Here is a 22,610-nt window from a genome sequence, read left to right on the forward strand (position 1 = left end):
TTTGCCGGCCATTTACCCCCGAGGCATCACAGATGCGAATGAACCCTGTAATCTGGCCGGCGCTTGCATCTGCTTACCTTCATCACAGGGAATAAAAAAATGAAGAAACTGCTTGGCCTGCTTGTGGCCTTGATTGCTGCGGCGGCGATCTACCTCATCGTCACACCCAGTCCGATTGATCCACTGGCCTGGGAAGCCCCGGCCATCCCGCCGATGACCGGCGTACTCGAACCCAACGACACGCTGATGAAGGCCGAACTGCTCGGCCGCGGCCAGGTGCATGGCCCGGAAGACACTGCCGTAGACGCCCAAGGCCTGGTGTACGCCGGCCTGCATGACGGCAAGATCGTGCGCATCAAAGCCGATGGCAGCGTGGAAACCTTCGTCGACACCAAAGGCCGCCCGCTGGGCATGGACTTTGACGCCGCCGGTAACCTGATCGTTGCTGACGCCTACAAAGGCTTGCTGAGCATCGACGCCCAGGGCCAGATCAAGGTACTGACCACCGAAGCCGAAGGCGTAGCCTTCAAGTTCACCGACGATCTGGATATCGCCCGCGACGGCACCATTTACTTCAGCGATGCCAGCCAGCGTTTCGAACAGCCGGATTACCTGCTCGACCTGCTCGAAGCCCGCCCCCATGGCCGCCTGCTCAGCTACAACCCGGCTACTGGCGAAACCAAGGTGCTGCTCAAGGACCTGTACTTCGCCAACGGCGTGGCGCTGTCGGCCAATGAAGACTTCGTGCTGGTTAACGAAACCTACCGCTACCGCATCACCCGTTACTGGCTGAGCGGCGACAAGGCTGGCACCCACGACATCTTTATCGACAACCTGCCGGGCCTGCCGGACAACCTGCAAGGCGACCGTAACGGTACCTTCTGGGTAGCCCTGCCAACTCCGCGCAAAGCCGACGCCGACATGCTGCACCGCTCGCCCTGGGCAAAATCGCAGCTGGCCAAACTGCCACGCGCCTTTTGGCCCAAGGCCGTGCCTTACGGCTTTGCCATCGCCCTCAACGAGCAAGGCGAAATCACCCAGAGCCTGCACGACACCAGCGGCACCCACCTGCGCATGATCACCTCGGTCAAGCCGGTGGGCGACTACCTGTACTTCGGCAGCCTGGACAACGACCGCATCGGCAAGCTGAAAATCCGCTAGTCCTGATGGGCCCGCATCTAAGCTGCCTAACAGCTCAGTGCGGGCCCGTTTTCGCAAAAAAACCTGCCAAAAAAACCCAGCCCAGCCTGTACGAAGACTGTTTTACTGATCTAAATCAGCGTCCGCCGTATGCCGAACTTTTGCCTGCTTAAATCACTGCTATCGTGATAATTCCCACCTTCTCTGCAGGCTTTTGTCATGGATATAAACGCCCTATTTTCTCAAGTTCACAGCTTGCCCTGCATTCCCAAAGTCGCTCAGGATCTGATCCAGCAGTTTGATAACCCCCACACCAGCCTCGACAGCATCGCCCGCAACATTTCCCTCGACCCCGTGATTGCCGCCAAGGTGCTACGTTTGGCCAACTCCGCCCGCTTTCGCGGCGCACGCGAGTCCGCCAGCGTTGAGGATGCGGCCATGCGACTTGGCTTCAATACCTTGCGCACCCTGGTACTGGCATCGGCGGTAACGGGTGCCTTCCAGGCGCCGCCGGGTTTCGACCTCAAAGGTTTCTGGGCACACAGCTTCCAAGTCGCCAGTATCAGTCGATTGCTGGCCAAAACCCGGGGTGTCGCCGTTGAAATCGCCTTTACCTGCGGAATGATGCACAACATCGGGGAACTGCTGATCCAGACCGGTGTGCCTGAGCTGGCAGAACGTCTTAACCAGAACGGCAAGGATGTGGGAGCAGCCCAGCGGGTGGCGTTGGAAACTCTGCAACTGGGCTTCGGCTTCCCTGAGGTGGGCGCTGAACTGGCTCGACGCTGGCAGCTGCCGGAACTGATCCAGCATGCCATCGCCTACCAGAGCCGCCCATTCCAGGCACCGGTAGACATGCCCTTGCCGCGTGTGCTGGCTCAGGCTGTGTCGATAGCCGAGGCGCTACGCGAACACCCGGGCGCCATGTCCAAAGCGGTGGACACACTGCAAGGCCCGCTATTCGAAGGCCTGGATGTGCCAAGCTTGTTGGATGAACTGCCCGCTGTTCTGGATGCCGACAAAGGCTTTGCCGAGTTGCTTGGCTGATCCAAACACCACTGAGCGCCTGGCTGCGCTCAGTGGTGGCTACCACTACTTGCTGGCAATCCAGATGGTATGCCGGGTGCCCTTGTTGCCATGGGCATAAACCTGCACTTCTTCGACCTTGAAACCGGCCTTGCGCACCTTATCGCTAAAAACCCGATCGGCACTGGCCGACCACACTGCCAGCACCCCTTTGGGTCGTAAGGCCTGGTAACAACGCTGCAGGCCCTGGGCCGAATACAGCCAGCTATTGCGTTTCTGGGTCAGGCCTTCGGGGCCATTGTCGACATCCAGCATGATCGCGTCATAACGCTGATCAGCGTTCTTCAGGCAATTGGCAACATCGTCCTGAATCACCCGGGTCCGCGGGTCGAGGATTGGATAGCCGGCCTTGGCACCCAGTGGGCCGCGGTTCCACTCCACCACGCCCGGAACCAACTCAGCCACTTCCACCTCGGCGCTCTTGCCCAGATTCTGCAACGCGGCGGCCAGGGTAAAACCCATGCCCAGGCCACCGATCAGCACACGCGAATCCGGCCGACCGGCGACCTTCTTGCAGGGGATCGCCGCCAGGGCATCTTCAGAACCATGCATGCGCGTGTTCATCAATTGGCCGCCATCGCCGCCGGCAATCTTGATCACGAAATCCTCGCCGTACTCGAACAGGCATAAGGCACCTGAGCCATCAGGAATCGGGGCGGTATCGAGCAGTACAAAACGCTTCATGAGTAGCGGCAACCTGGGTCAGAACAAAACGGGCATGCAGCATGCCCATAAACCACCAAAGATGCAGCGCCCTGTCGGCAGAAATTCTTCTGCGCATGCGGTCTCGACAGCCCAACGCCAGGGTTTATGATGCCGGCTGCTCCTTTCCATTTGCCCACAGGATGACTGGCATGCCCCTCGCCCAACTGATCAGTGCCGCACAGCTGCAGCAACGCCTTGATGAGCCCGACCTGCTGATTCTCGATTGCCGCTTTGCCCTGGATGATCTGACTTACGGCCAACGCAGCTATGGCGAAGGGCATATTCCCGGCGCGCAGTTTGCCGATCTAGAGCGTGATCTGTCCGGACAGATCCATAAAGGCATCACCGGCCGTCATCCCCTGCCAGAACCGGCGCAACTGCTGCAGCGCCTGCGCGAATGGGGCCTGAACAATCACAGCGAAGTGGTGCTGTACGACGACGGTCCGGGCGCCTTTGCGGCACGTGCCTGGTGGCTACTGGCGTGGTTAGGCAAACGTGAGGGCGTTTACCTGCTTGATGGCGGCCTCAAAGCCTGGCGCGAAGCAGGCGGCGCTTTGACCCAGGACCTGCCCACACCCACACCCGGCACGTTCACTGGCAGCGCCGACGCCAGCCTGCTGGTCAGCGCCGCCCAGCTGCAGCAGCGTCTGGGCGATCAACAGATGACCCTGCTCGATGCCCGCGGCCTGCCGCGCTTCAGGGGCGAGGTAGAGCCAATCGATCCGGTTGCCGGGCATATCCCCGGCGCGCAGTGCGCGGCGTTTACCGACAACCTAGACAGCGACGGTCACTTCCTCAGCCCGGAGCAACTGCGCCAGCGCTTTGCCGCGCAACTCGGCGAGCGTCCGGCCAGTGAGCTGGTGGCCTACTGCGGCTCCGGTGTGACGGCCTGCCATAACCTGTTTGCCCTGTGCCTGGCTGGCTACCCACTGGCACCACTGTATGCCGGTTCCTGGAGCGAATGGATCACCGACCCGACTCGGCCAGTGGCCACCGGCGACTGACTGGCCGACGACGCGGCCGCTAGCCGCGTCAGCCGTAGGCTGGTTAAGCACCAACTGGAATATAGGCAATAACCGAAAGCCAAAAACAATTTAAAAACAGCCCTTTACAGTAGAAAGGTCGCACTACACTTCAACATGAGCGGCTAACCCCGCTCCCGGTGGGGCCTTTATCAGAATAAGTCGAAGCTGCCAGCGCCCCGGCCCCACCGGTCACCTTTCGCCGAGGGCTATATGGGAATTGCCGCCTGCGAGTTAAGCCAGTACGTCATCCGCCCTACCCTGCTCTATCTGGGCCGCCACTCCACCGCCGCCGAAGCCTTGTTGCTCGGAGCCGCCGCCAGCCAATCCGGGCTCGGCTCCGCCCTCGATGACAAACACGGCCACGGCCTCTACCGTATCGCCGCGCTGCGCCACCAGCAGCTCTGGGATCAGCACCTGGCGCTGGACCCGGACCTCGCCAGCCAGGTACGCGGCCTCGCCAGCCAGCATGCCTTCCTTACCGCGCCGCACCTGGAACTGACCGTCAACCTACGCTACGCCACGGCGATTGCCTGGATGCTGATCGAGGCCGAACACCGCGAACTACCGGCCGCCGATGATTTGCTCGGCATGGCGCAAGTCTGGCGTCGGGTATTCAAGCCGCACGGTCGCACTAAAGACTTTATCGCCGCCTGGCAACGCTGCATCGGCAGCCTCAGCCAAGTGGCTTGAAGCCTAACGGGCCAGCAGATTGTCTGACAACATCCACGCGATTAGCAGAAAATAGCGTCATGATAAAGGCATAAAACCGCTCTATCTCGGGAACTTCAAAGGCTTGGCAAGGGTCATGGAAAGTTGCTAGTTTCCGCCCCCCGCTAAACCCTAGGAGTCCTCCGTGCCTAAAAGAGTCGTCAAGACCTGCCTGTCAATTGCCTTCATTTCTGCTGCCAGTCAAAGCGTTGCCGGTGGCTTTGCCATCAATGAACAAAGCGTCAGTAGCATGGGCACCGCTTTCGCAGGTCGCTCGTCGTCTGCCGATGATGCCAGCACCGTATTCGGCAACCCCGCTGGCATGGCCCGCATAAAGCGCGAACAAGTCAGCGGCGGCATTGCCCTGATCCACGCTAAAACCGATATCGACAACACCAGCGGTTCTGCACGCGGCAGCAATGACGGCGACATGGTGCCGTTTATCGGCGCGCCCATGGGCTATTACGTCAAACCGCTGGACGACAACTGGAGCTTCGGCCTGGGCCTGTACGTGCCCTTTGGCCTGGTGACCGACTATGAGCGCAGCTTCCAGGGTCGCTACCACGGTGACCGCAGTGAGGTGCGGGTGATTACCCTGCAGCCGACGTTGAGCTATCGCGTCAACGAGCAACTGTCGATCGGCTTCGGCCCAACCATCAACGGCATCGACGGCGAGCTGACTTCGGCCATCGATAACCCAGTGCCTGGCGCCAGTGACGGCAAGGTCGAAATCAAGGGCGATGACACCGCGCTGGGCTACAACCTCGGCGTACTGTTTGAAATCACCCCACAGACACGCTTCGGCCTGACCTACCACTCCAAAGTGGACTACCGCCTGAAGGGTGACACCACAGTCTCTGGCCCAGGCGTTATTGCAACTTCGGCTGGCACCTACGATGCATCACTGGAGCTGACCACTCCGGAGTCGGTGGATGTCTCCGTCACCCATGAGCTGAATGCCGACTGGACCCTCTACGCCGGCAGCACCTGGACGCGCTGGAGCCGTCTGGAAGAAATTCGCGCAAATAACAAAGGCGTCGGTGGCTTGTTGGCGGGCAAGCTCAGCAGCATCAGCGAACCGCAGAACTGGCACGACACCTGGGCTCACGCCGTTGGTGCTGCCTACAAGCTGAACCCGCAGTGGACCCTGCGCGCCGGCCTGGCCGTGGACCAATCCCCCACCAACAACACCGACCGTTCGCCGCGCATTCCTACTGGCGATCGCACCATCGTCAGCCTGGGCACAGCCTGGAGCCCGAATGATGACGTGACCATCGACCTGGCCTACTCCTACCTGATGGAAGACGACGCACATATTGAGCGCGACGACTACAGCGCCACCTACAAAAACACCGCTCACGGCCTGGGCGCTCAGGTGACGTACCGCTTCTAAATCACCCTGCAGTTTGGGTTACACTCGCGCGGCGCATACAACAATAAGAAGAATGGTCTGGAACCGTTCTAACGTCGCGTAGCGACTGCCCGCGGGTGGCCGCCATGGATGGCAGGCCATGAAACCGCCTGAGACAGCCCTGATGACCACAATCTGCACTGCCCTGCCCGAACAGCTCAGCCTGCTCCTGGTGGACGACCACCGTATTTTTCTTGATGGCCTCAGCCTGGCTCTCGGCCCACTCTGCGCCGACCTGCACATTCGCACCGCCGAATCCGCTGCCGCCGCCGAAGCCTGCCTGCAACACACCACCTTCGACCTGATTCTGCTTGACCTGCGCTTGCCCGACCTGCCGGGCCTGGAGTTGCTGCAGCGTTGGCAACAGCAAGGCCGTATGACCCCGGTGGCAATCCTCAGCGCCAGCGATTCGAACCTGGATGCTCAAGCAGCCTTAGCCGCCGGTGCGCTGGGCTTTATTCCGAAAAGTGCCAATAGCGATGAACTGCGTCAGGCAGTAACCCGCGTACTGCTGGGTGAAACCCTGCCCGCACCGCAAACGGGCGACAAACCGCAGCTCACTCCACGACAGATGGAAATCCTCCAGCTACTCGCCGAAGGCTTGCCAAACAAGTCGATCAGCCGTCAGTTGGGGGTCTCCGAGGACACGGTGAAAACCCACCTGAAATCACTGTTCCAGGAGTTTTCTGTGCACACCCGGACGGCTTGTGTCAGTGCGGCGCGGCAACGGGGCTGGCTCTGAGCTCGGCGGGCAACAGCACTGCCAGCGCTTGACGCAAACGGGCTGGCAACAGCGGCTTACCGAGCAAGGTGACATGGGCACGGGTGCAGCGCTCTTGCAGGTCAGCGCTGACATCGGCAGTAATCAGCAACGCAGGGAGCATGCGTCCGGCTTCTTCACGTAACCGCTCGATCACGCGCAAGCCGTCCTCGGTGGCGGCCAGGCGGTAGTCGCTAATCAGCACCTGCGGCTGCGCTTCACGCAAACACTGCATAGCCTCTGCGGGGTCGGCGCAGGCCCAAACATCACAGCCCCAGCGCTGCAACAAACCGGACAGGGCTTCACGCCCTGCGGCGTCGTCTTCCAGTAATAACACCCGCCCGCTCAATGCAGCGGCAACCGCTGCAGGTGGCTGCCACTCACCGGCTTCAGCTTGCGGCAGTTGCAGGATAAAACGCGCGCCGCCGCCAGGGCTTGAATCCAGCCGCAGCGGATGCCCTAGCAACTGCGCCAGTTGCTGAACGATGGCCAGACCCAGACCCAGGCCACGTTCGGCATTACGCCCAGGGTTATCGAGCTGGCGGAACTCTTCAAAGACCTGACTCTGTTCTTCTTCACTCAGGCCCTGGCCGTCGTCACCGACCTCCAGCTGCACTGCGCCCTGCTCGACACGGACATGCAGCCAGACTTGCCGCGCCTGGGCATGCCGCAAGGCGTTGCTCAGCAGATTGCGTAGCACGCGCTCGAGCAGCAGCGGATCACTGCGCACCCAGAGCTCCGCGCATTGCAGCTGCAGCTCGACACCCTGCGCATCGGCCTCGGCGCGGCTTTCACCACTCAAGCGCACCAGCAAAGGACGCAAGGCAAACACCTCTGGTTTGGCCTGCACGCCGCCGGGCAAGGTCAGACGGGTGTAATCAAACAGCGACTGCAGCAGACGACTGAGCTGCTCCACGGCAATGGCCAGGCGGCTGCTGATGCGGTGTACGTTGGGATCCTGATTTTGTTCCAGCAAGTGCTGGGCATACAGGCCCATCGCGTTGAGGGGCTGGCGCAGATCATGGCTGGCCGCTGCCAGCAGGCGCAGCTTACGAGCGTCGTCCGCTTCCGCACGCTGCCTCGCCAGATCGAGCAATCGCAGGTTAAGCCAAGCACCGCGCTGGCCATGCTCTTGCAGGTACGCGCCGACACTGCCGATCAGGTTGGCGCAAAACAGAAACAACCCCTGGTAACCCAATGCCACGCTTCCACCCGTGACAACCCACCCCAGCCACAGGAACAACCCGCAGACGCCCCAGGACGCCAGGCTCACCGCACGAAACGAAACCCCCAACAGCACATAGCCAAACAGCAGCACCAGAAACAGCCCGTCATAGGGCATGGCCACACCCAGGCTCCAACACAGGTGAATAATCACCGCAACCGAAGCGCCATTGAGTGCATAGGCCGCCACATAAGCCAGCAAGGCGCGTCGCGGTGGCGTGTGCGGGCGGCGACAGTAGAAGAAGGCCAACAGCGCACCGCACATCCCCAACAGCCGCATGGGCAGAGTTGCCAGGCTGGCGTTGAGGGGCAGTAACACCAGGTCAAGGGCGGTGTAGACCAGTTGGAAGATGACTGCCGTACTGATGATCAGCAGCAGGCGGCGGCGAATACGCTGCACCCGATGGTCGAGAAACTCATCCTCCAGAACACCAGTAAAGCGCAGCCGCCGGTAACCACGCCGCTGCTGGGCTAACAGGAGCGACTCCTGACGCTCCAGGCTCATGCCTTACAACTCGGGGGATTGATTTTCCTGCTGCTTGGCGGCGATGGCGTCATAGGTTTCCACCCGGTGCTGATCTTCGGCGCTGAACAGGCGCTGACGTAACCGTTGCTGCTCCTGCTGCTGATCCGTAGCACTGAGGCCATTGGCCTGCAATGCGGCAAGTTCCTGCTGGTAGGTGGCATAACGCTGTTGCCAGGCGCGCTCATTGCGCTGTTCGTCGAGTACACGCTCGACCGTGGGCGGATCATAGGTCAAGGCAAGCAGCTGGCGCACCTGCTCTTCATTGGCGCCGTCTTGCCAGAGCTTGTCGGTCTGAACTTGTAGCGCTTGCGCCTGCGCCTGACGCTCCTCACTGGCGCGCATGGCCTCAGGCAGCTGCGCACGCAGACGCTCTTGCGCCTGAGCCTTGGCGTGCTCACTGAGATCAGTACGGGCCATCAGGGCCAGATTATCCAGGGTGTAGCGGCCATAAGCCTCTTCCGCACCAAACAGGGCCTCGGCAGCGGCACTGGAAAAATGTGCCCGGCGTAACTCGGCAAGCTGTTCAAAAGCCCGCTGTAACGCAACGAGTTGGCCATCTGGGGTGCTTTGCTGGGCCGTGCTCAAGGGCTGTTGCAGTAACGCCAGGCTGGCGCGTTTGTAATCCATGTAGTCGCCCAGCAGGCCAATAAACTGGCCGAGGGCAGGCTCCGGCAAACGCCCGCGGGCGTCGGCCAGCATCGCTTCGACCACCGCTTCCAACCCAGCCTGATCAGCGGCGCTAAGGAAGTAATCCAGATAATCGCGCAGCGCCAGGTTCAGCTGCAGATTGCCGGCGCTGTCCGCCTTGAGTTCACCATCCACCTCCGTGTCCTGCAAACCCGGCAGGCTGGTCGGCGCACGAGGGACTGAGCGCTCTGATTCAGCGAGGGGTAACTGAGAGGGGGTGACAACAGCTAAAGGCGCCGAAGCAGTGACCGGCATAGCCGTCGCACCGGGTGAGGCAGCATCTGGCCATTGCAAATACAGCGTAAAGCCGGCAACGCTGCCGGCCAGGAGTAAAAGAGGAACCGTTGAACGTAACGACAGGGCCATATGACCTCCAGAATGCGGGCTGCAGGACGCAGCCCGCTGAGGTGACGGTCAGACGCCTTTGCTTTTCAGGCGGTTGGCATGTTGGCGGTACAGCGAAACTGGATCGGTCCAGCCACGTACGCCGAACAGGTGATTGATCGCATCCACATGGTTCATGTTGTAACCATCACCGATGACCTGCCCCAGGTAAGTTGAACAGACGCCAACCAGACCGTCGTTCTTCTCGCCGCCAAACGCCAGGCCGGTGATGGCCAGAAACGGATCAACCGCATCAAAGACGTTGGTGTACGGGGTATTACCGGTCCATGAGTAGTAACGAATATTATGGCCGCGTACGTTGTGCACTTCGGTGGACTTGGCGCAGTAGCTGCTGCTGTTCACGCCCCAAGGGTGACGGCCATTGAGTGCCGTGGTGCCAGCAGTGGTGAGCGTCTTCAGGGCCGCCAGGCCGTTCTGCGGGTTGTTGTTACCCGACAGCAGGTTGATCAACGAACCGATGGCGTTGGCCAGGCCATTGGCCCCACCTTCGATCGCGCTGTTGGCTGGAATTACCCCACGCAGTACATCCGCAACTTTCGAGCCCTTGTTAACGCCATTGACCGACGTCACCGACGCCACCAGATCCGGACGTAACGAAGCGGCTACGCGTGAAGTTGGCGACCCCTGGCTATGACCAATCAGGTTGACCTTGCCACCATTGGCGCTGGCCCACGGCACGATCTGCTGCGCCAGAGAGGCGCCACGTTGCTCACTGTCATTGAGCGCAGAAACACTGGCCACATAGACCTTGGCGCCATCGCGTTCAAGGTTCCAGGGGATGGTGTGGAAGTAGTTGATCAGACCGCCGATGGTGTCAAAGCCGGTCACCCCGTGCACCAGCACGATTGGGTATTTGGTCTTGGTGTAGTTGGCCTGAGCCTCAACCGCGCCGACCAGGGCGCATACAGCTAGAGCAGAAGTAATAACGCGACGCATGGGTGCCTCCTTATTTTTCTTGTTGGCACGCCGGGAGAACTGCGTCCGGCGTACTCACAACTTTAAGGAGGTGCTGCAGTGTGGACTATCGCCCAGATGGGTGAGGCACTCACCCATCTGAGTCTCAGCGCTGCGAAGCCATGGCCTGCTCGACGGCGGCCAGGAATGCCGGATCATCCGGTGTGGTGCTGCTGGGGAAGCTGGCGATCACCTTGCCCTTGGCATCGATTACATACTTGGAAAAATTCCAGCGTGGCGCCTGGCTTTGCGCGGCCAACTCTTTGAACAGCGGCAGCGCCTCACTGCCCGTCACACGTTGAGTTTCACTCATGGGGAAGGTCACGCCGTAATTGACGTAACAGACCTTCGCCGTTTCTTCGCTGTTGTCGGATTCCTGACGAAAATCATCAGAAGGCACGCCAAACACCTGTAAGCCTTGGGCTTTGTAGCGTTGATAGAGCGCTTCAAGGCCTTTGAACTGCGGCGTAAACCCGCAGAAGCTGGCGGTATTGACCACCACCAGCGGTTTACCGGCAAACTGGGCACACAGATCTATACGTTCCTCGCTGCGCAACTTCTGTACTTCGCCTTGCAGTAACACCGGGCACTCATCAGCCTGCGCAGGGATAACCCAGGTACTCAGCAAAGCGACAACCAGCAGGGTAAAACGCCACATCCGAATCACTTTGAACCCCTTTCACGACGCCGTAATTGCTTTAACACACACCCAAACCCAGCTGCAGAAAAGCCAGACCACTTTGTAACCAACCCCACCAGGCCAGGCCCAAAGCCAACATGCCGCCCATCACCAGCGCGGTATTCCAACCGTAATCGGTATTCATGCATTAGCCTCCTGTTGTTGCAAGCGTGCCACGGGCAACTCACGTACTGGCCAGTTGAGTGCGGCGGCCAGCAAACTCAGCAGCACGGCAATCTGCCAAACCAGATCATAACTGCCGGTGTGGTCATACAGATAGCCGCCCATCCAACCGCCGAGAAACGCCCCCAGCTGGTGGAACAGAAACACAATACCACCGAGCATCGACAGGTTGCGTACACCAAACATCGTCGCCACCGTGCCATTGGTCAACGGCACCGTCGACAACCACAGCAAGCCCATGGCCACACCAAAGGCGTAGGCACTCCACACCGTCAGCGGCGTCACAATAAACGCCACTATCACCACCGCGCGGGCCAGATACAGCGCACTGAGCAGGCGCGGCTTGGACATCCGTCCGCCCAGCCAACCGGCAATGTAAGTGCCAAAGATATTGAACAAACCGACCAGCGCCAGCACTGTGGTGCCGACCAGCGCGGGCAGATGCTGATCGACCAGATAAGCCGGCAAATGCACGCCGATAAACACCACCTGAAAACCGCAGACGAAAAAGCCCAGCGCCAACAGCCAGAACCCGGAATGGCTGCAGGCCTCGCGTAAGGCCTCGCCTAGGGTTTGCTCTTGGCCGGTGAGCGGCAGTGGCGTGTCCTTGAGCATGGCTGCCAGCGGTATGATCAGGGCCACCATCAGGCCCAGCGCCATCAGCGCTACCGACCAACCGAGCCAGCTAAGCAGGCCCAGGGTGCCGGGAAGCATGACGAACTGGCCAAAGGAGCCAGCCGCCGCCGCGATGCCCATGGCCATGCTGCGTTTTTCCATCGGTACGGCGCGACCCACTGCACCGAGAATCACCGAGAACGAAGTGCCGGACAAACCAATACCGATCAGCAACCCGGCGCTCAGCGACAGGCTCAGAGGCGAGTCGGCCAGGCCCATGCAACCGAGGCCAATGGCATACAGAATGCCGCCGACAATAACCGTGCGCTTGGCGCCGAAGCGGTCAGCCAGGGCGCCGGTAAAGGGCTGCGTCAAGCCCCATATCAGGTTCTGCAACGCGATGGCGAAGGCGAACACCTCACGCCCCCAACCGAACTCGGCACTCATCGGCGGCAGGAACAAGCCAAACCCATGGCGAATACCCAGTGACAGCGCCAGCACCAGCGATGCGCCCAGCATTAACCAACCACTGGTGCGCCATAACGAAGTCATACGGTGTCCTATGCGGGGCCTGGCCCGCTCTCGATAAATCGGCAAGATGACGCAGGTATATACCCCTACCCGCGCTGGCAACAGCTACAGCTGCTCGGCAATCCGGTGTTACAGATTGCATGCTGAATTGACCATGCCGACAAGCCGACCATCGGCTAATCGAACCGCAGCGGTGCGTCGCTGGCGCGCTGAGCAAAAAACTGCTGCAACGCATCGTGGTAATGGCTGTACACCTCAGGCGGCAGCCAACGCTGGTAAATCGCCAGGGTGCTGGCGGGCGCGGCGGAAACCTCGCGAATCGCCTGATCGAGACGCCGAGCCATCTGCGCCCCCCATGGTGTGCGCGAGCAATAGATGCCCACCGTCACCAGTTCAGCGTTCTCGCGCAGCGGTACGCTGACCAGCGCATCACTGAGACTGAAATGGCGCATTACCTCGGTGTAGATCACGGGGTAATCGAAGACATAATCCAGACGGTGATGGCTGACCATCAGCAGCAAATTCTCGCCGGCCAGACTACCGCCTAGTTCTGGAATGCGGCCTTCGGCGTGCGCTTTAAGTAGGCGATCACGAATCGGCGCGGGATAAACGCGACTCTTGGCCAGAGCCCCTCGCAAATAAGGATTACCGAATAGCCAATCAAGGCTGACCTGACCGTCTTCTATCAGCAGTTGATCAAGGGTTTGCCTGCGTACCAGCACATGGATCGGTGTGCTCGCCACATAGGGTACGAAGTAACCCAACTGGTCGCGTTCGGGGCTCTGCAGCTGGCCACTGCTGCACAGTTCACCCTGCTCGCTCATGCGTTGTTCAACCCGAGCCATGGGTAAAACCTCATAACGCATCTGCAACTCGGGTAGACGGGCGGCCAGCAGTTGCATGACCTCGTACAGCACGCCATCAACCACCTCACCGTCACGCACATTGAAGGCGCCGGGTATCGGTACAACGCCCCATACCAGCTCCTCGGCCTGAGTGGCACCCGCACAGGGCACGATCCCAAGCAGTGCCGTCGCCAGCGTCGAGTAAAGCAACCTACGCCCCATGTCCATCCCTGCTGTGTCTTGCTGTCCTTACACGCTAGCAGGCCAACGCCACCAGCACCGCGCACTCGACGATTTCCAGCAGAGCTCCGGCGGTATCACCGGTGGTGCCATCCAAACGCTTGAGCATCAAGCTGCGCAGCCAGATAAACACGCCCCCGGCCACCAGCAAGGCGAGCAAAGCCGACCATCCAAACAACAACATGGCCAGCACATTGGCAACCAACACCCAAGGCAGTTGTCGGCGCGGCAGATGCTCGGCCAACGCCTGACCGAGGCCGCCGGCGCGCACATAGGGTGTGGTCATAAATAGCAGCGGCAATAGACAACGCGCCAGCCAAGGCACCAGTAGCAACAGCAATCCGCCACCGCTCTCCAGCAAGGCCACCAGCGCGGCGAACTTGAGCAGCAACAGCAGCACCAGCACCACCACTGCGATCGGTCCGCTGCGAGGGTCTTTCATGATCGCCAGGGTGCGCTGCTTATCGCCAAAACCACCGACCCAGGCATCGGCACTGTCGGCCAGGCCATCCAGGTGCAAGCCGCCGCTGATACCCACCCACAGCGCCAGCAATAACGCCGCCTGCAGCAACACCGCGCTATCGCCCAGCAAGTGTTGCGCGGCGAGCAGCAACAGGCCGATCAGCAGCCCCACCAGCGGATAGAACAACAGCGAGCGGCCGACCTGCTCAGGCGTCGGCATGCCAGCCAGGGTCACTGGCAAACGGGTGAGAAATTGCAGGGCAATCCACCAGGGCGTCATGCGCGCTCCCACAGCTCGCCTTGTTCATCCAGGCACAGTTGATAGCGCTCGGCATGGCCCACAGCAACCTGCAGCAGATCATTGCGCGGCAAGCCACGGGCACGCGCCAGCAGCAGGCGAATCACCCCACCGTGGGTGACCAGCAACAAGCGCTCGCCGGCATACCGGGCCTGCAAGCGTTGCAAGGCACTCAGTATCCGCGCCTCAAAGGCCAGCAAGGTCTCGCCTTCGGGCGGGGTGAAACCATAGGGTTCACTCCAGAAACGGCCCAACGCTTCTGCGTTGGTCTGCATCAGCTCGGCGGTACTGCGCCCTTCCCACACGCCGAAATGCAGTTCCTGCAGATCAGGCTCCAGACGGAGTGGCACGCCATGCTGCGCGGCCAGCTCTTCGGCAAAGCGCGCGCAGCGCTGCAAGGGCGAGCTGATCAAACGGTCCCAGCGGCTGCCGTCAGCCACTGCCGCGCGCAGCTGCGCCCAACCAGTTTCGGTTAGGGCATCGTCGAGGCTACCGCGCAGGCCGCCGCCCAGTTCGGTTTCACCGTGACGCAGCAGTTCCAGATAGACCGTCATAGCGGACGCTCGGCCACCGCCGCCTCGGCAAAGGTGGCCATGTCGTTGTGCAGGCTGCAGGCCAGTTGCAGCAGAGGCACCGCCAAGGCCGCGCCACTGCCCTCGCCCAGACGCAGGCCCAGATCCAGCAGCGGCTCGGCCTGCAGCGCCTTGAGCACCCGCTGATGGCCGGGCTCGGCGCCGCTGTGAGCAAACAACAGCCAGTCGCGGCAAGCCGGATTCAGGCGCACCGCCATGAGCGCGGCCACGCTGCAGATAAACCCATCCACCAGTGCAGTGATACCCCGCTGCGCGCAAGCCAGATAAGCGCCGCTCAGCGCCGCAATCTCAAAGCCGCCGAGGCGCTGCAGGATATCGATGGGGTCGCTGATCGCCGGGCGATGCAAGGCCAGGGCTGCCTCGATGACCTTGGCTTTATGCGCCACACCCGCGCTATCCAGGCCGGTGCCGGGGCCGACCAACTCTTGCGCCGGACACTCCAGCAACAGGCAGGCCATGGCTGTGGCGGCAGTGGTATTGCCGATGCCCATCTCGCCGCCGATAAACAGCTGGCTGCCAGCTTCACCGGCACGCTGCACGCTGGCTTGGCCGGCATCCAGGGCCAGCAGTAACTGCGCGGCAGTCATCGCCGGGCCTTGGACGAAATTCTGCGTACCTTCACCGAGATGCAAATGACGCACGCCGCGCAGCGGTTCCAGCGGCAGCGCGGTGCCCAGGTCGATCACCTCAAGCGTTGCGCCCAGTTGTTTGGCCAATACGCTGATCGCCGCGCCTCCATTGACAAAGTTACGCAGCATTTGCCCGGTGACGGCTTGGGGGAATGCCGAAACCCCTTCAGCCACCACACCATGGTCACCGGCAAAAATACTGATCCACAGCCGCTCGACCTGCGGCCGCTGGCTGCCTTGCATGGCCGCCAGCTCAATCGCCAGCTGCTCCAGCTGGCCGAGGGAGCCGGCCGGCTTGGTCAGCTGCTGCTGCCGCGCCTCGGCGGTGTTGCGCGCAGGCCTGTCCAACGCCTGACAGCCCTGCTGCCACCATTGCTCACTCACAGCGCCTCTCCTTTGAGAACCATCGGCAGACCCGCCACGGTAAACACCACACGCTCACAGCGTTCGGCCAGGGCCTGGTGCAACCAGCCGGCCTCATCAACATAACGCCGGGTCAGCTCGCCAAGCGGCACCACGCCCAGGCCGGTTTCATTGCTGACCAGCAGAAGCCGCCCCGGTAAGTCGCTGAGGCAATCCAGCAACGCATCACGCTCGGCGCTCAGGCGCGCCGGGTCATCGAGCATTAACAAGTTGGTCAGCCACAGTGTCAGGCAATCAACCAGCAGGCACGTGTCGGTACCCGCCTGTTCGCGCAGCACTCGGGCCAGAGCCAAAGGCTCTTCCACCAATCCCCAGTGCGCAGGGCGACGCGCACGGTGCTGCTGAACCCGTACACTCATCTCACCATCGAGCGGCTGACTGGTGGCGATGTAAGTCACGGCCAAGCCGGATTCGGCCGCCACGCGCTCGGCAAGACGGCTTTTGCCGGAACGAGCACCGCCGAGAATCAGTTCATGCATGGCCTACTCCACATAACTCGCGCAGCCGGGCCGTATCCAGATGCGCCTCGACCAGATCGGCCAGGCGCTCGATATCACGCTCACGCAGGGCGTGGTAATCCACCGACTGCACGTCACGCAGCCCCGCCCAGCGCAGCAAGGCGCTGCACGCCTCCGGGGTTTCAAACAGGCCGTGCAAATAGGTGCCGAGCACCTGGCCATCCGCGCTAAGCGCGCCGTCGCTGCGGCCATCATCGAGGCGTACAGCCGCGTTCAACCCTGGGCCAGAGCTGACCCCAGCATGAATTTCGTAGCCACTGACCGGGGCATTTTCCAGACACAGCAGGCCGCGTACATTACGCAGCTGCTTCTCCGGCTCCAGCACCGTGCGAAAATCCAGAAGCCCCAGCCCAGGGCTGGAACCCGCCGCGCCTTCCAGCCCATGCGGGTCGTCAATCTCCTTGCCAAGCATCTGTAGCCCGCCGCAGATACCCAGTAGCTTGCCGCCATAGCGCAAGTGTTTGTTAAGGACTGCCGTCCAGCCCTGCTCACGTAGGAACGCCAGATCGCTGCGTACGCTTTTCGAGCCGGGCAGGATAATCAGGTCGGACGCAGGAATGGCCTGGCCCGGGCCGACAAAGGTCAGCTCGACCTGCGGGTGCAGGCGCAGCGGATCGAAATCGGTGTGGTTGCTGATGCGGGGCAACACCGGTACCACCACCTTGATCCGCTCAGCCGTCTTGGCGCTCTGGCGGATATCAATGGCGTCTTCGGCCTCCAGATGGAAATCCATCAGATAAGGCAATACGCCCAGTACCGGTTTGCCGGTGCGCTGCTCCAGCCAATCCAGCCCCGGTTGCAGCAGGGCGATATCACCGCGAAAGCGGTTGATCACAAACCCCTGCACCCGCGCCTGCTCGCTCTCGGAAAGTAGCGCCAGGGTGCCGACAAGATGTGCAAACACCCCGCCCTTGTCGATATCGGCAATCAGGATCACCGGGCAATCCACCGCCTCGGCAAAACCCATATTGGCGATATCGCCGGCGCGCAGGTTGATCTCCGCTGGCGAGCCGGCGCCCTCCACCATCACCACCGGATAAGCGCCGCTCAGACGCTGGTGCGACTGCAGCACCGCCTGCATCGCCACCTTTTTGTAATCGTGGTACGCCACGGCATCCATGCTGCTCAGGGCGCGGCCGTGGATGATCACCTGGGCGCCGGTGTCGCTATTGGGCTTGAGCAGCACCGGATTCATATCGGTATGCGGCGCCAGCCCGGCGGCTTGTGCCTGCACCGCCTGGGCGCGGCCGATTTCACCACCGTCGGCGGTGACCGCTGAGTTGAGCGCCATATTCTGCGGTTTAAACGGCACTACGCTAACGCCCTGGCGCTTGAGCCAGCGACACAGCGCAGTGACCAGGGTGCTTTTGCCGGCATCGGAGGTGGTGCCCTGCACCATCAGTGTGCTCATGTCAGCTCTCCAGCGAAGACCGCCAGCGCCTGCTGCAAACGCTGCCAGCCGGCCTCATCCGGTGGCAAACCAAAACGCAGGCTCAGCGGCTTTTCAAACAGGCGGGTAAGGATGCCTTGCAGGGCGAGAAACTCATGCAGCAAGGCAGCCTGCGGTGTGCAACAGAACTGGAACAACGCGCAACCACCTGTGGGGCTGAAACCATGCGCAGCCAACAGTGACGCCAGGCGTTCACCGTCGGCGAGTAATCGCTCACGTTGCGCCTGCTGGCCAGCCATGTCCTGCAACAACGCCGTGGCCACCACGCGGCTCGGTCCGCTGATAGCCCAAGGGCCGAGCAATTCGGCCAGTTGCGCCAGCAGCTGCGGTTGCGCCAGGACAAAACCCAGACGAATCCCCGCCAAACCGAAAAACTTGCCAAACGAGCGCAGCACGATCAACCCGGGCAACTCACTGAACGCCGCCAGGCTGAACGCCGACGTGCAATCGATAAAGGCCTCGTCCACCACCAGCCAGCCGCCCCGCTCGGCCAACCGCCGATGCCACTCCAGCAAGCGTGCAGGTTCAATGCAGCGGCCGGTAGGGTTATTCGGGTTGACCAGCAACAGCACATCGATGCGCTCCAGCGCCCGCTCGATGGCCCCTTCGCTGAGTTCCAGCAAACGATGCCCTTCGCGCTGCCAGGCCGCCGCATGCTCGGCATAAGCGGGTGAAACAATGCCCACAGTGACGTGACGCAGCAGACGCGGCAGCGCCTGAATGGCGGCTTGCGAACCCGCCACCGGTAGCAGGTTGGCGACGCCGTAGTAATCGCGCGCAGCGATTTCCAGGCCGTCCTGCTGCTCGGGCAAGCGTGTCCAGGCACTGGCCGGAATGGGGGGCAAGGGCCAGCCATAGGGCGCAATGCCGGTGGACAAATCTAGCCACTCCGCCAGGGCAATGCCATAACGCAGCGAGGCTGCGCGCAGCCGGCCACCATGTTCAAGCATAAGCAAGCCCCCACAGCACTAGCAGCGCCAGCCACAGCAGCACGCCACCGTAGACCAGATTGACTGCCCGTTCGATATCCCGCGCCCGGGGCGGCGGTCCCGCACCCAGATCAGGCCGCACATGCACCTCACCGTGATATTCCGCCGCGCCGCCCAGGCTGACGCCCAAGGCCCCTGCACCCGCTGCCATCACGGGGCCAGCATTCGGGCTGTCCCATAGCGGCGCCTGGGTACGCCAGCAACGCAGCGCCAACAGGGTTTTACCCAGCAACGCGTAGGTCAAGGCGACCAGCCGCGCAGGCAGGTAATTGAGTGCATCGTCGATCTTCGCCGCGGCCCAGCCGAAGCGTTCAAAGCGTTCATTGCGATAGCCCCACATGGCGTCCAGGGTATTGCTCAGGCGATACAGCACCACGCCCGGTGCGCCAGCCAACACAAACCAGAACAGCGCGGCGAACACCGCGTCGCTGCCGTTTTCCAGCACCGATTCGCTACCCGCGCGGGCCACACCCGTGGCATCCAGCTGCGCAGTATTGCGGCTGACCATATAGCCAACCCGCTCGCGGGCCAGGCGCAAATCCCCCAGACGCAGCGCCTGCGCCACTGGCATGGCATGCTCGCCCAGGCTTTTCAGACCCAGGGCGGCATACAAGGCAATGATCTCCACCGCCCAACCCAGCCCGCTGATCTCACTCAACAGCCAGGCCAGCAGGGTCAGCGGCAACACCGCCAGGCACCAGGCGCTGACGCCATGGCTGCGCCAACCGCTGCCCGCCGGATTGAAGCGTTGCTCGATACGCTCGGCCATACGACCAAAGGCCACCAGCGGGTGCCAGCCCTTGGGTTCGCCAAAAATCGCATCCAGAACGACTCCGGCGCAGGTACTCAGCACCAGGCTCATGGCGTGCCCCACTGATTCTCGAACAGCAACTCGCTGAGTGGCCGAGGCTCAGCCCACCCCTGCTGCACCAACATCGGCGCCTCATAGAATTCCGTCACAGGCCCCAGGCACAGCACCGCCAATGGCTTACTGCCGGTCGGCATGTTGAGCACATCCGCCAGGGCCTGGGGCTCGAACAGCGACACCCAGCCCATGCCCAAACCCTCTGCGCGGGCCGCCAGCCAGAGGTTCTGAATCGCGCAAGCCAGGGATGCCAGGTCCATCTCCGGCAAGGTGCGGCGGCCAAACACATGGGCCTCACGCCCGTCCATCAGGGCCACCACCAACAGTTCGGCGCAATCGCGTATGCCCTCGACTTTCAGCCGCATAAACTCGTCGCTGCGCTCGCCCAACGCCTCGGCGGTGCGCGTGCGTTCCTCCTCTACCAGGCCGTGGATCGCTTCGCGCAAGGCCGGACGGGTGATGCGAATAAACCGCCAGGGCTGCATCAAGCCCACGCTGGGCGCCTGATGCGCGGCTTCGAGCAAGCGCGCGAGCAACTCGGGAGCCACCTCGCCACCGCTGAAATGGCGCATATCGCGGCGCTCGGCGATGGCGCGGTACACCGCCGCGCGTTCCTCAGGGCTGAAGGCCTGCTCACTCATGCCGGCGCTCCCGGGCGAAACAGCGCGGCGGCGGCAACCGGGTCGGACGGCAGATAGAAGTGAATATAGGAGGCGGTCATCCGCCCCTGACGATAGACCGCCTCACTGGTGCGCTTGTAGTTCGGGCACTCACCACGGGTCAGTGGTTGCAGTTCACTGCTGAGCGCCGAGTAGTGAAAACTGTGGCCGCGCAGCAGCCCTTCCGGCAGCTCAGCCTGTTGCAGAGCCATGGCGGTCATGCGTGGTTGCAGGGTCGCCTCGCCGTTTAACAAACCGAGCATCTGCCCGCTGGCGCCCTGCTTGTCGGTCAGTTTGTCGAGCAGGTAAAGCATGCCACCGCACTCGGCGTGGATCGGTTTGCCTGCCTCATGGTGAGCGCGGATTGCCTCGGCCATGGCCTGGTTGGCTTCAAGCGTGGACAGGTGCAACTCCGGGTAACCGCCAGGCAGGTACAGGCTGTCGATATCCGGTAAATGTTCATCTGTAAGCGGCGAAAAGAACGCTAATTCAGCGCCCAGCTCGCGCAGCAAATCGAGGTTGGCCTGATAGAGAAAGGCAAAAGCGCTGTCGCGCGCTACGCCAATGCGTACGCCCTTAAGCAACGGCGCGGGCCTGGCCTGTTCGGGCGCGGCGAAGCTGACTGGCGGCGGCAGACTGGTATCGGCACTGGCAGCCAAGGCATCGGCGGCGGCGTCCAGGCGCGCATCCAGGTCGACCAGCTCCCCCGCCTGCACCAGACCGAGATGGCGGCTTGGCAAACCAACTTCGGCGCTGCGCGGTAGCGCGCCGTACCAGCGGATCGAGGCCGGCAGCGCATCGCGCAGAATCTCGCCATGCCGCGCACTGCCAACCCGATTACCGAGCACGCCAGAAAACGGTAAATCCGCCTGGAAGGTCGCCAGACCATGGGCCATGGCGCCAAAGGTCTGCGCCATGGCCGAACCATCAATCACCGCCAGCACCGGCACGCCAAAGTGCCGGGCCAGGTCGGCTGCCGAAGGCGTGCCATCGAACAGGCCCATCACCCCTTCGATCAGAATCAGGTCGGCGTCACCCGCCGCCTCCCAGAGCAGACGACGGCTCTCGGCTTCACCAACCATCCACAGGTCGAGCTGATACACCGGCGCGCCGCTGGCGCGAGCAAGAATCATCGGGTCAAGAAAGTCCGGGCCGCACTTGAACACCCGCACGCGCTTGCCCTGGCGTGCATGCAAACGCGCCAAGGCTGCGGTGACCGTGGTTTTACCCTGACCGGAGGCCGGTGCAGCGATCAATAACGCGGGACAAAAGTGGGCGCCGTTCAAAACTCTACGCCCTTCTGCGCCTTAACCCCGGCCTTGAACGCATGCTTGACCAGGCTCATCTCGGTCACGGTATCCGCTGCCTCGATCATCCCCGGCAACGCGCCGCGACCGGTTACCACCACATGCTGTAGCAGCGGCCGCGCTTCGATGTCGGCGAGCACCGCGTCGAGTTCCAGATAACCGTACTTCAGGGCGATATTCAGCTCGTCGAGCACCACCAGACCGATAGCCGGGTCATTCAGCAGCTGCGCCGCCACCGTCCAGGCTTCGCGCGCCTTGTCGATATCACGCTGGCGATCCTGGGTCTCCCAAGTAAAGCCCTCGCCCATCACGTGGTAGCTGACTTCATCGGGAAAACGGCGAAAGAAGGCTTCTTCGCCAGTGCTGGCTGCACCCTTGATAAATTGCACCACGCCCACCTTGAGGCCGTGGCCCAGGGCGCGGGCAACCATGCCGAAGGCGCTACTGCTCTTGCCCTTGCCATTACCGCTGTGCACCAGCAGCAGGCCGTACTCATCCTGGGCCTGGGCGATTTTCTCGTCGATAAGGGCTTTCTTGCGGGCCATGCGCGCCTTGTGCCGGGCGTCACGTTCAATCGATTCCGTCATCGCATGCTCCACCGCCACAGGGCGATCTGGCTGGAAAAAGCATGCGGGGATAGGGAAAGCGCGGGCTTGCGCACAGCGCACACCACACGCCAGCCATCGCCCTCCG

At 62.0% G+C, this 22,610-nt stretch carries 24 protein-coding genes; 6 read left to right on the forward strand and 18 right to left on the reverse strand.

Annotation, left to right across the window (positions count from 1 at the left end):
* Positions 1–99 precede the first annotated feature (99 nt).
* Both ALTER154_RS12070 and ALTER154_RS12075 read left to right on the forward strand, forming a co-directional pair.
* Positions 100–1,161 (forward strand): SMP-30/gluconolactonase/LRE family protein, encoded by a 1,062-nt coding sequence (locus ALTER154_RS12070; protein ID WP_160087335.1) that lies wholly within the window; start codon positions 100–102, stop codon positions 1,159–1,161.
* A 198-nt stretch (positions 1,162–1,359) separates the two neighbouring features.
* Positions 1,360–2,187, forward strand: a complete 828-nt coding sequence (locus tag ALTER154_RS12075) for an HDOD domain-containing protein (RefSeq protein WP_160087346.1) — start codon at positions 1,360–1,362, stop codon at positions 2,185–2,187.
* Between the two features lie 45 nt (positions 2,188–2,232).
* On the opposite strand, the gene ALTER154_RS12080 is transcribed toward ALTER154_RS12075, so the two are convergent.
* The gene (locus ALTER154_RS12080) at positions 2,233–2,910 is read right to left on the reverse strand and encodes a spermidine synthase (RefSeq protein WP_160087348.1); all 678 of its coding nucleotides are present in this window, start codon (positions 2,908–2,910) and stop codon (positions 2,233–2,235) included.
* A 170-nt stretch (positions 2,911–3,080) separates the two neighbouring features.
* Here ALTER154_RS12080 and ALTER154_RS12085 point away from each other — a divergent pair, with 170 nt between their 5' ends.
* From ALTER154_RS12085 to ALTER154_RS12100, 4 genes are all read left to right on the forward strand, one after another.
* Positions 3,081–3,935, forward strand: coding sequence for a sulfurtransferase (locus ALTER154_RS12085; protein WP_160087350.1), 855 nt, complete (start codon positions 3,081–3,083; stop codon positions 3,933–3,935).
* Between the two features lie 231 nt (positions 3,936–4,166).
* Complete coding sequence (locus ALTER154_RS12090; protein ID WP_160087352.1) at positions 4,167–4,646, forward strand: hypothetical protein; 480 nt, start codon at positions 4,167–4,169, stop codon at positions 4,644–4,646.
* Positions 4,647–4,809: 163 nt separating this feature from the next.
* Entirely contained in the window at positions 4,810–6,057 is a 1,248-nt protein-coding gene (locus ALTER154_RS12095) for an OmpP1/FadL family transporter (RefSeq protein WP_160087354.1), read from the forward strand.
* 142 nt (positions 6,058–6,199) lie between these two features.
* Positions 6,200–6,817 (forward strand): response regulator transcription factor, encoded by a 618-nt coding sequence (locus tag ALTER154_RS12100; protein WP_160087356.1) that lies wholly within the window; start codon positions 6,200–6,202, stop codon positions 6,815–6,817.
* Here the strand turns inward: ALTER154_RS12100 and ALTER154_RS12105 are convergent.
* The 17 genes from ALTER154_RS12105 to cobO all read right to left on the reverse strand — a co-directional run bounded on the left by ALTER154_RS12105 (position 6,786) and on the right by cobO (position 22,504).
* Entirely contained in the window at positions 6,786–8,564 is a 1,779-nt protein-coding gene (locus tag ALTER154_RS12105; RefSeq protein WP_160087358.1) for a hybrid sensor histidine kinase/response regulator, read from the reverse strand. The genes ALTER154_RS12100 and ALTER154_RS12105 overlap by 32 nt on opposite strands.
* 3 nt (positions 8,565–8,567) lie before the next feature.
* Positions 8,568–9,407 (reverse strand): lipase secretion chaperone, encoded by an 840-nt coding sequence (locus tag ALTER154_RS12110; RefSeq protein WP_256665630.1) that lies wholly within the window; start codon positions 9,405–9,407, stop codon positions 8,568–8,570.
* A gap of 279 nt (positions 9,408–9,686) precedes the next feature.
* Positions 9,687–10,613, reverse strand: coding sequence for a triacylglycerol lipase (locus tag ALTER154_RS12115; RefSeq protein WP_160087362.1), 927 nt, complete (start codon positions 10,611–10,613; stop codon positions 9,687–9,689).
* A gap of 124 nt (positions 10,614–10,737) precedes the next feature.
* On the reverse strand, positions 10,738–11,289 hold the full coding sequence (locus tag ALTER154_RS12120; RefSeq protein WP_160087364.1) for a glutathione peroxidase: 552 nt from the start codon (positions 11,287–11,289) through the stop codon (positions 10,738–10,740).
* A gap of 40 nt (positions 11,290–11,329) precedes the next feature.
* Complete coding sequence (locus tag ALTER154_RS21035; RefSeq protein WP_256665152.1) at positions 11,330–11,455, reverse strand: hypothetical protein; 126 nt, start codon at positions 11,453–11,455, stop codon at positions 11,330–11,332.
* Positions 11,452–12,660, reverse strand: coding sequence for an MFS transporter (locus ALTER154_RS12125; RefSeq protein ID WP_160087366.1), 1,209 nt, complete (start codon positions 12,658–12,660; stop codon positions 11,452–11,454). The genes ALTER154_RS21035 and ALTER154_RS12125 overlap by 4 nt, the downstream gene beginning before the upstream one ends.
* 155 nt (positions 12,661–12,815) lie before the next feature.
* On the reverse strand, positions 12,816–13,706 hold the full coding sequence (locus ALTER154_RS12130) for a hypothetical protein (RefSeq protein ID WP_160087368.1): 891 nt from the start codon (positions 13,704–13,706) through the stop codon (positions 12,816–12,818).
* 34 nt (positions 13,707–13,740) lie between these two features.
* The gene (locus ALTER154_RS12135; RefSeq protein WP_160087370.1) at positions 13,741–14,466 is read right to left on the reverse strand and encodes an adenosylcobinamide-GDP ribazoletransferase; all 726 of its coding nucleotides are present in this window, start codon (positions 14,464–14,466) and stop codon (positions 13,741–13,743) included.
* Positions 14,463–15,038, reverse strand: coding sequence for an alpha-ribazole phosphatase family protein (gene cobC, locus ALTER154_RS12140; protein WP_160087372.1), 576 nt, complete (start codon positions 15,036–15,038; stop codon positions 14,463–14,465). Before cobC ends, ALTER154_RS12135 begins: the two co-directional genes overlap by 4 nt.
* A complete protein-coding gene (cobT, locus tag ALTER154_RS12145) occupies positions 15,035–16,090 on the reverse strand; it encodes a nicotinate-nucleotide--dimethylbenzimidazole phosphoribosyltransferase (protein ID WP_160087374.1) in 1,056 nt (351 codons plus the stop codon). Before cobT ends, cobC begins: the two co-directional genes overlap by 4 nt.
* On the reverse strand, positions 16,087–16,608 hold the full coding sequence (cobU, locus tag ALTER154_RS12150; RefSeq protein ID WP_160087376.1) for a bifunctional adenosylcobinamide kinase/adenosylcobinamide-phosphate guanylyltransferase: 522 nt from the start codon (positions 16,606–16,608) through the stop codon (positions 16,087–16,089). Before cobU ends, cobT begins: the two co-directional genes overlap by 4 nt.
* Positions 16,601–18,058, reverse strand: a complete 1,458-nt coding sequence (locus tag ALTER154_RS12155) for a cobyric acid synthase (RefSeq protein WP_160087378.1) — start codon at positions 18,056–18,058, stop codon at positions 16,601–16,603. The genes cobU and ALTER154_RS12155 overlap by 8 nt, the downstream gene beginning before the upstream one ends.
* Positions 18,055–19,047 carry a threonine-phosphate decarboxylase CobD gene (cobD, locus tag ALTER154_RS12160; protein ID WP_160087380.1) on the reverse strand — a complete coding sequence of 331 codons (993 nt, stop codon included), beginning with the start codon at positions 19,045–19,047 and terminating at the stop codon, positions 18,055–18,057. The genes ALTER154_RS12155 and cobD overlap by 4 nt, the downstream gene beginning before the upstream one ends.
* Complete coding sequence (gene cbiB / locus ALTER154_RS12165) at positions 19,040–19,948, reverse strand: adenosylcobinamide-phosphate synthase CbiB (RefSeq protein WP_160087382.1); 909 nt, start codon at positions 19,946–19,948, stop codon at positions 19,040–19,042. The genes cobD and cbiB overlap by 8 nt, the downstream gene beginning before the upstream one ends.
* Positions 19,945–20,592, reverse strand: a complete 648-nt coding sequence (gene bluB, locus ALTER154_RS12170) for a 5,6-dimethylbenzimidazole synthase (protein WP_160087384.1) — start codon at positions 20,590–20,592, stop codon at positions 19,945–19,947. The genes cbiB and bluB overlap by 4 nt, the downstream gene beginning before the upstream one ends.
* Positions 20,589–21,896, reverse strand: coding sequence for a cobyrinate a,c-diamide synthase (locus tag ALTER154_RS12175; protein ID WP_160087386.1), 1,308 nt, complete (start codon positions 21,894–21,896; stop codon positions 20,589–20,591). Before ALTER154_RS12175 ends, bluB begins: the two co-directional genes overlap by 4 nt.
* The gene (gene cobO / locus ALTER154_RS12180; protein WP_090253090.1) at positions 21,893–22,504 is read right to left on the reverse strand and encodes a cob(I)yrinic acid a,c-diamide adenosyltransferase; all 612 of its coding nucleotides are present in this window, start codon (positions 22,502–22,504) and stop codon (positions 21,893–21,895) included. Before cobO ends, ALTER154_RS12175 begins: the two co-directional genes overlap by 4 nt.
* Positions 22,505–22,610 lie beyond the last annotated feature (106 nt).

The sequence above is a fragment of the Pseudomonas sp. 9AZ genome (genome assembly GCF_902506525.1).
Taxonomy (GTDB): Bacteria; Pseudomonadota; Gammaproteobacteria; order Pseudomonadales; family Pseudomonadaceae; genus Aquipseudomonas; species Aquipseudomonas peli.

Bases quoted from the DNA above. Each gene is read 5' to 3' on its own strand.
- ALTER154_RS12115 (WP_160087362.1), bottom strand. From the start codon at position 10,613: ATGCGTCGCGTTATTACTTCTGCTCTAGCTGTATGCGCCCTGGTCGGC.
- cobU (WP_160087376.1), bottom strand. From the start codon at position 16,608: ATGCATGAACTGATTCTCGGCGGTGCTCGTTCCGGCAAAAGCCGTCTT.
- ALTER154_RS12130 (WP_160087368.1), bottom strand. From the start codon at position 13,706: ATGGGGCGTAGGTTGCTTTACTCGACGCTGGCGACGGCACTGCTTGGG.
- ALTER154_RS12070 (WP_160087335.1), top strand. From the start codon at position 100: ATGAAGAAACTGCTTGGCCTGCTTGTGGCCTTGATTGCTGCGGCGGCG.
- ALTER154_RS21035 (WP_256665152.1), bottom strand. From the start codon at position 11,455: ATGAATACCGATTACGGTTGGAATACCGCGCTGGTGATGGGCGGCATG.
- cbiB (WP_160087382.1), bottom strand. From the start codon at position 19,948: ATGAGCCTGGTGCTGAGTACCTGCGCCGGAGTCGTTCTGGATGCGATT.
- ALTER154_RS12090 (WP_160087352.1), top strand. From the start codon at position 4,167: ATGGGAATTGCCGCCTGCGAGTTAAGCCAGTACGTCATCCGCCCTACC.
- cobC (WP_160087372.1), bottom strand. From the start codon at position 15,038: ATGACGGTCTATCTGGAACTGCTGCGTCACGGTGAAACCGAACTGGGC.
- ALTER154_RS12155 (WP_160087378.1), bottom strand. From the start codon at position 18,058: ATGAGCACACTGATGGTGCAGGGCACCACCTCCGATGCCGGCAAAAGC.
- ALTER154_RS12080 (WP_160087348.1), bottom strand. From the start codon at position 2,910: ATGAAGCGTTTTGTACTGCTCGATACCGCCCCGATTCCTGATGGCTCA.
- cobO (WP_090253090.1), bottom strand. From the start codon at position 22,504: ATGACGGAATCGATTGAACGTGACGCCCGGCACAAGGCGCGCATGGCC.
- cobD (WP_160087380.1), bottom strand. From the start codon at position 19,047: ATGCTTGAACATGGTGGCCGGCTGCGCGCAGCCTCGCTGCGTTATGGC.
- ALTER154_RS12125 (WP_160087366.1), bottom strand. From the start codon at position 12,660: ATGACTTCGTTATGGCGCACCAGTGGTTGGTTAATGCTGGGCGCATCG.
- ALTER154_RS12085 (WP_160087350.1), top strand. From the start codon at position 3,081: ATGCCCCTCGCCCAACTGATCAGTGCCGCACAGCTGCAGCAACGCCTT.
- bluB (WP_160087384.1), bottom strand. From the start codon at position 20,592: ATGAGTGAGCAGGCCTTCAGCCCTGAGGAACGCGCGGCGGTGTACCGC.
- ALTER154_RS12105 (WP_160087358.1), bottom strand. From the start codon at position 8,564: ATGAGCCTGGAGCGTCAGGAGTCGCTCCTGTTAGCCCAGCAGCGGCGT.
- ALTER154_RS12120 (WP_160087364.1), bottom strand. From the start codon at position 11,289: ATGTGGCGTTTTACCCTGCTGGTTGTCGCTTTGCTGAGTACCTGGGTT.
- ALTER154_RS12100 (WP_160087356.1), top strand. From the start codon at position 6,200: ATGACCACAATCTGCACTGCCCTGCCCGAACAGCTCAGCCTGCTCCTG.
- ALTER154_RS12135 (WP_160087370.1), bottom strand. From the start codon at position 14,466: ATGACGCCCTGGTGGATTGCCCTGCAATTTCTCACCCGTTTGCCAGTG.
- ALTER154_RS12075 (WP_160087346.1), top strand. From the start codon at position 1,360: ATGGATATAAACGCCCTATTTTCTCAAGTTCACAGCTTGCCCTGCATT.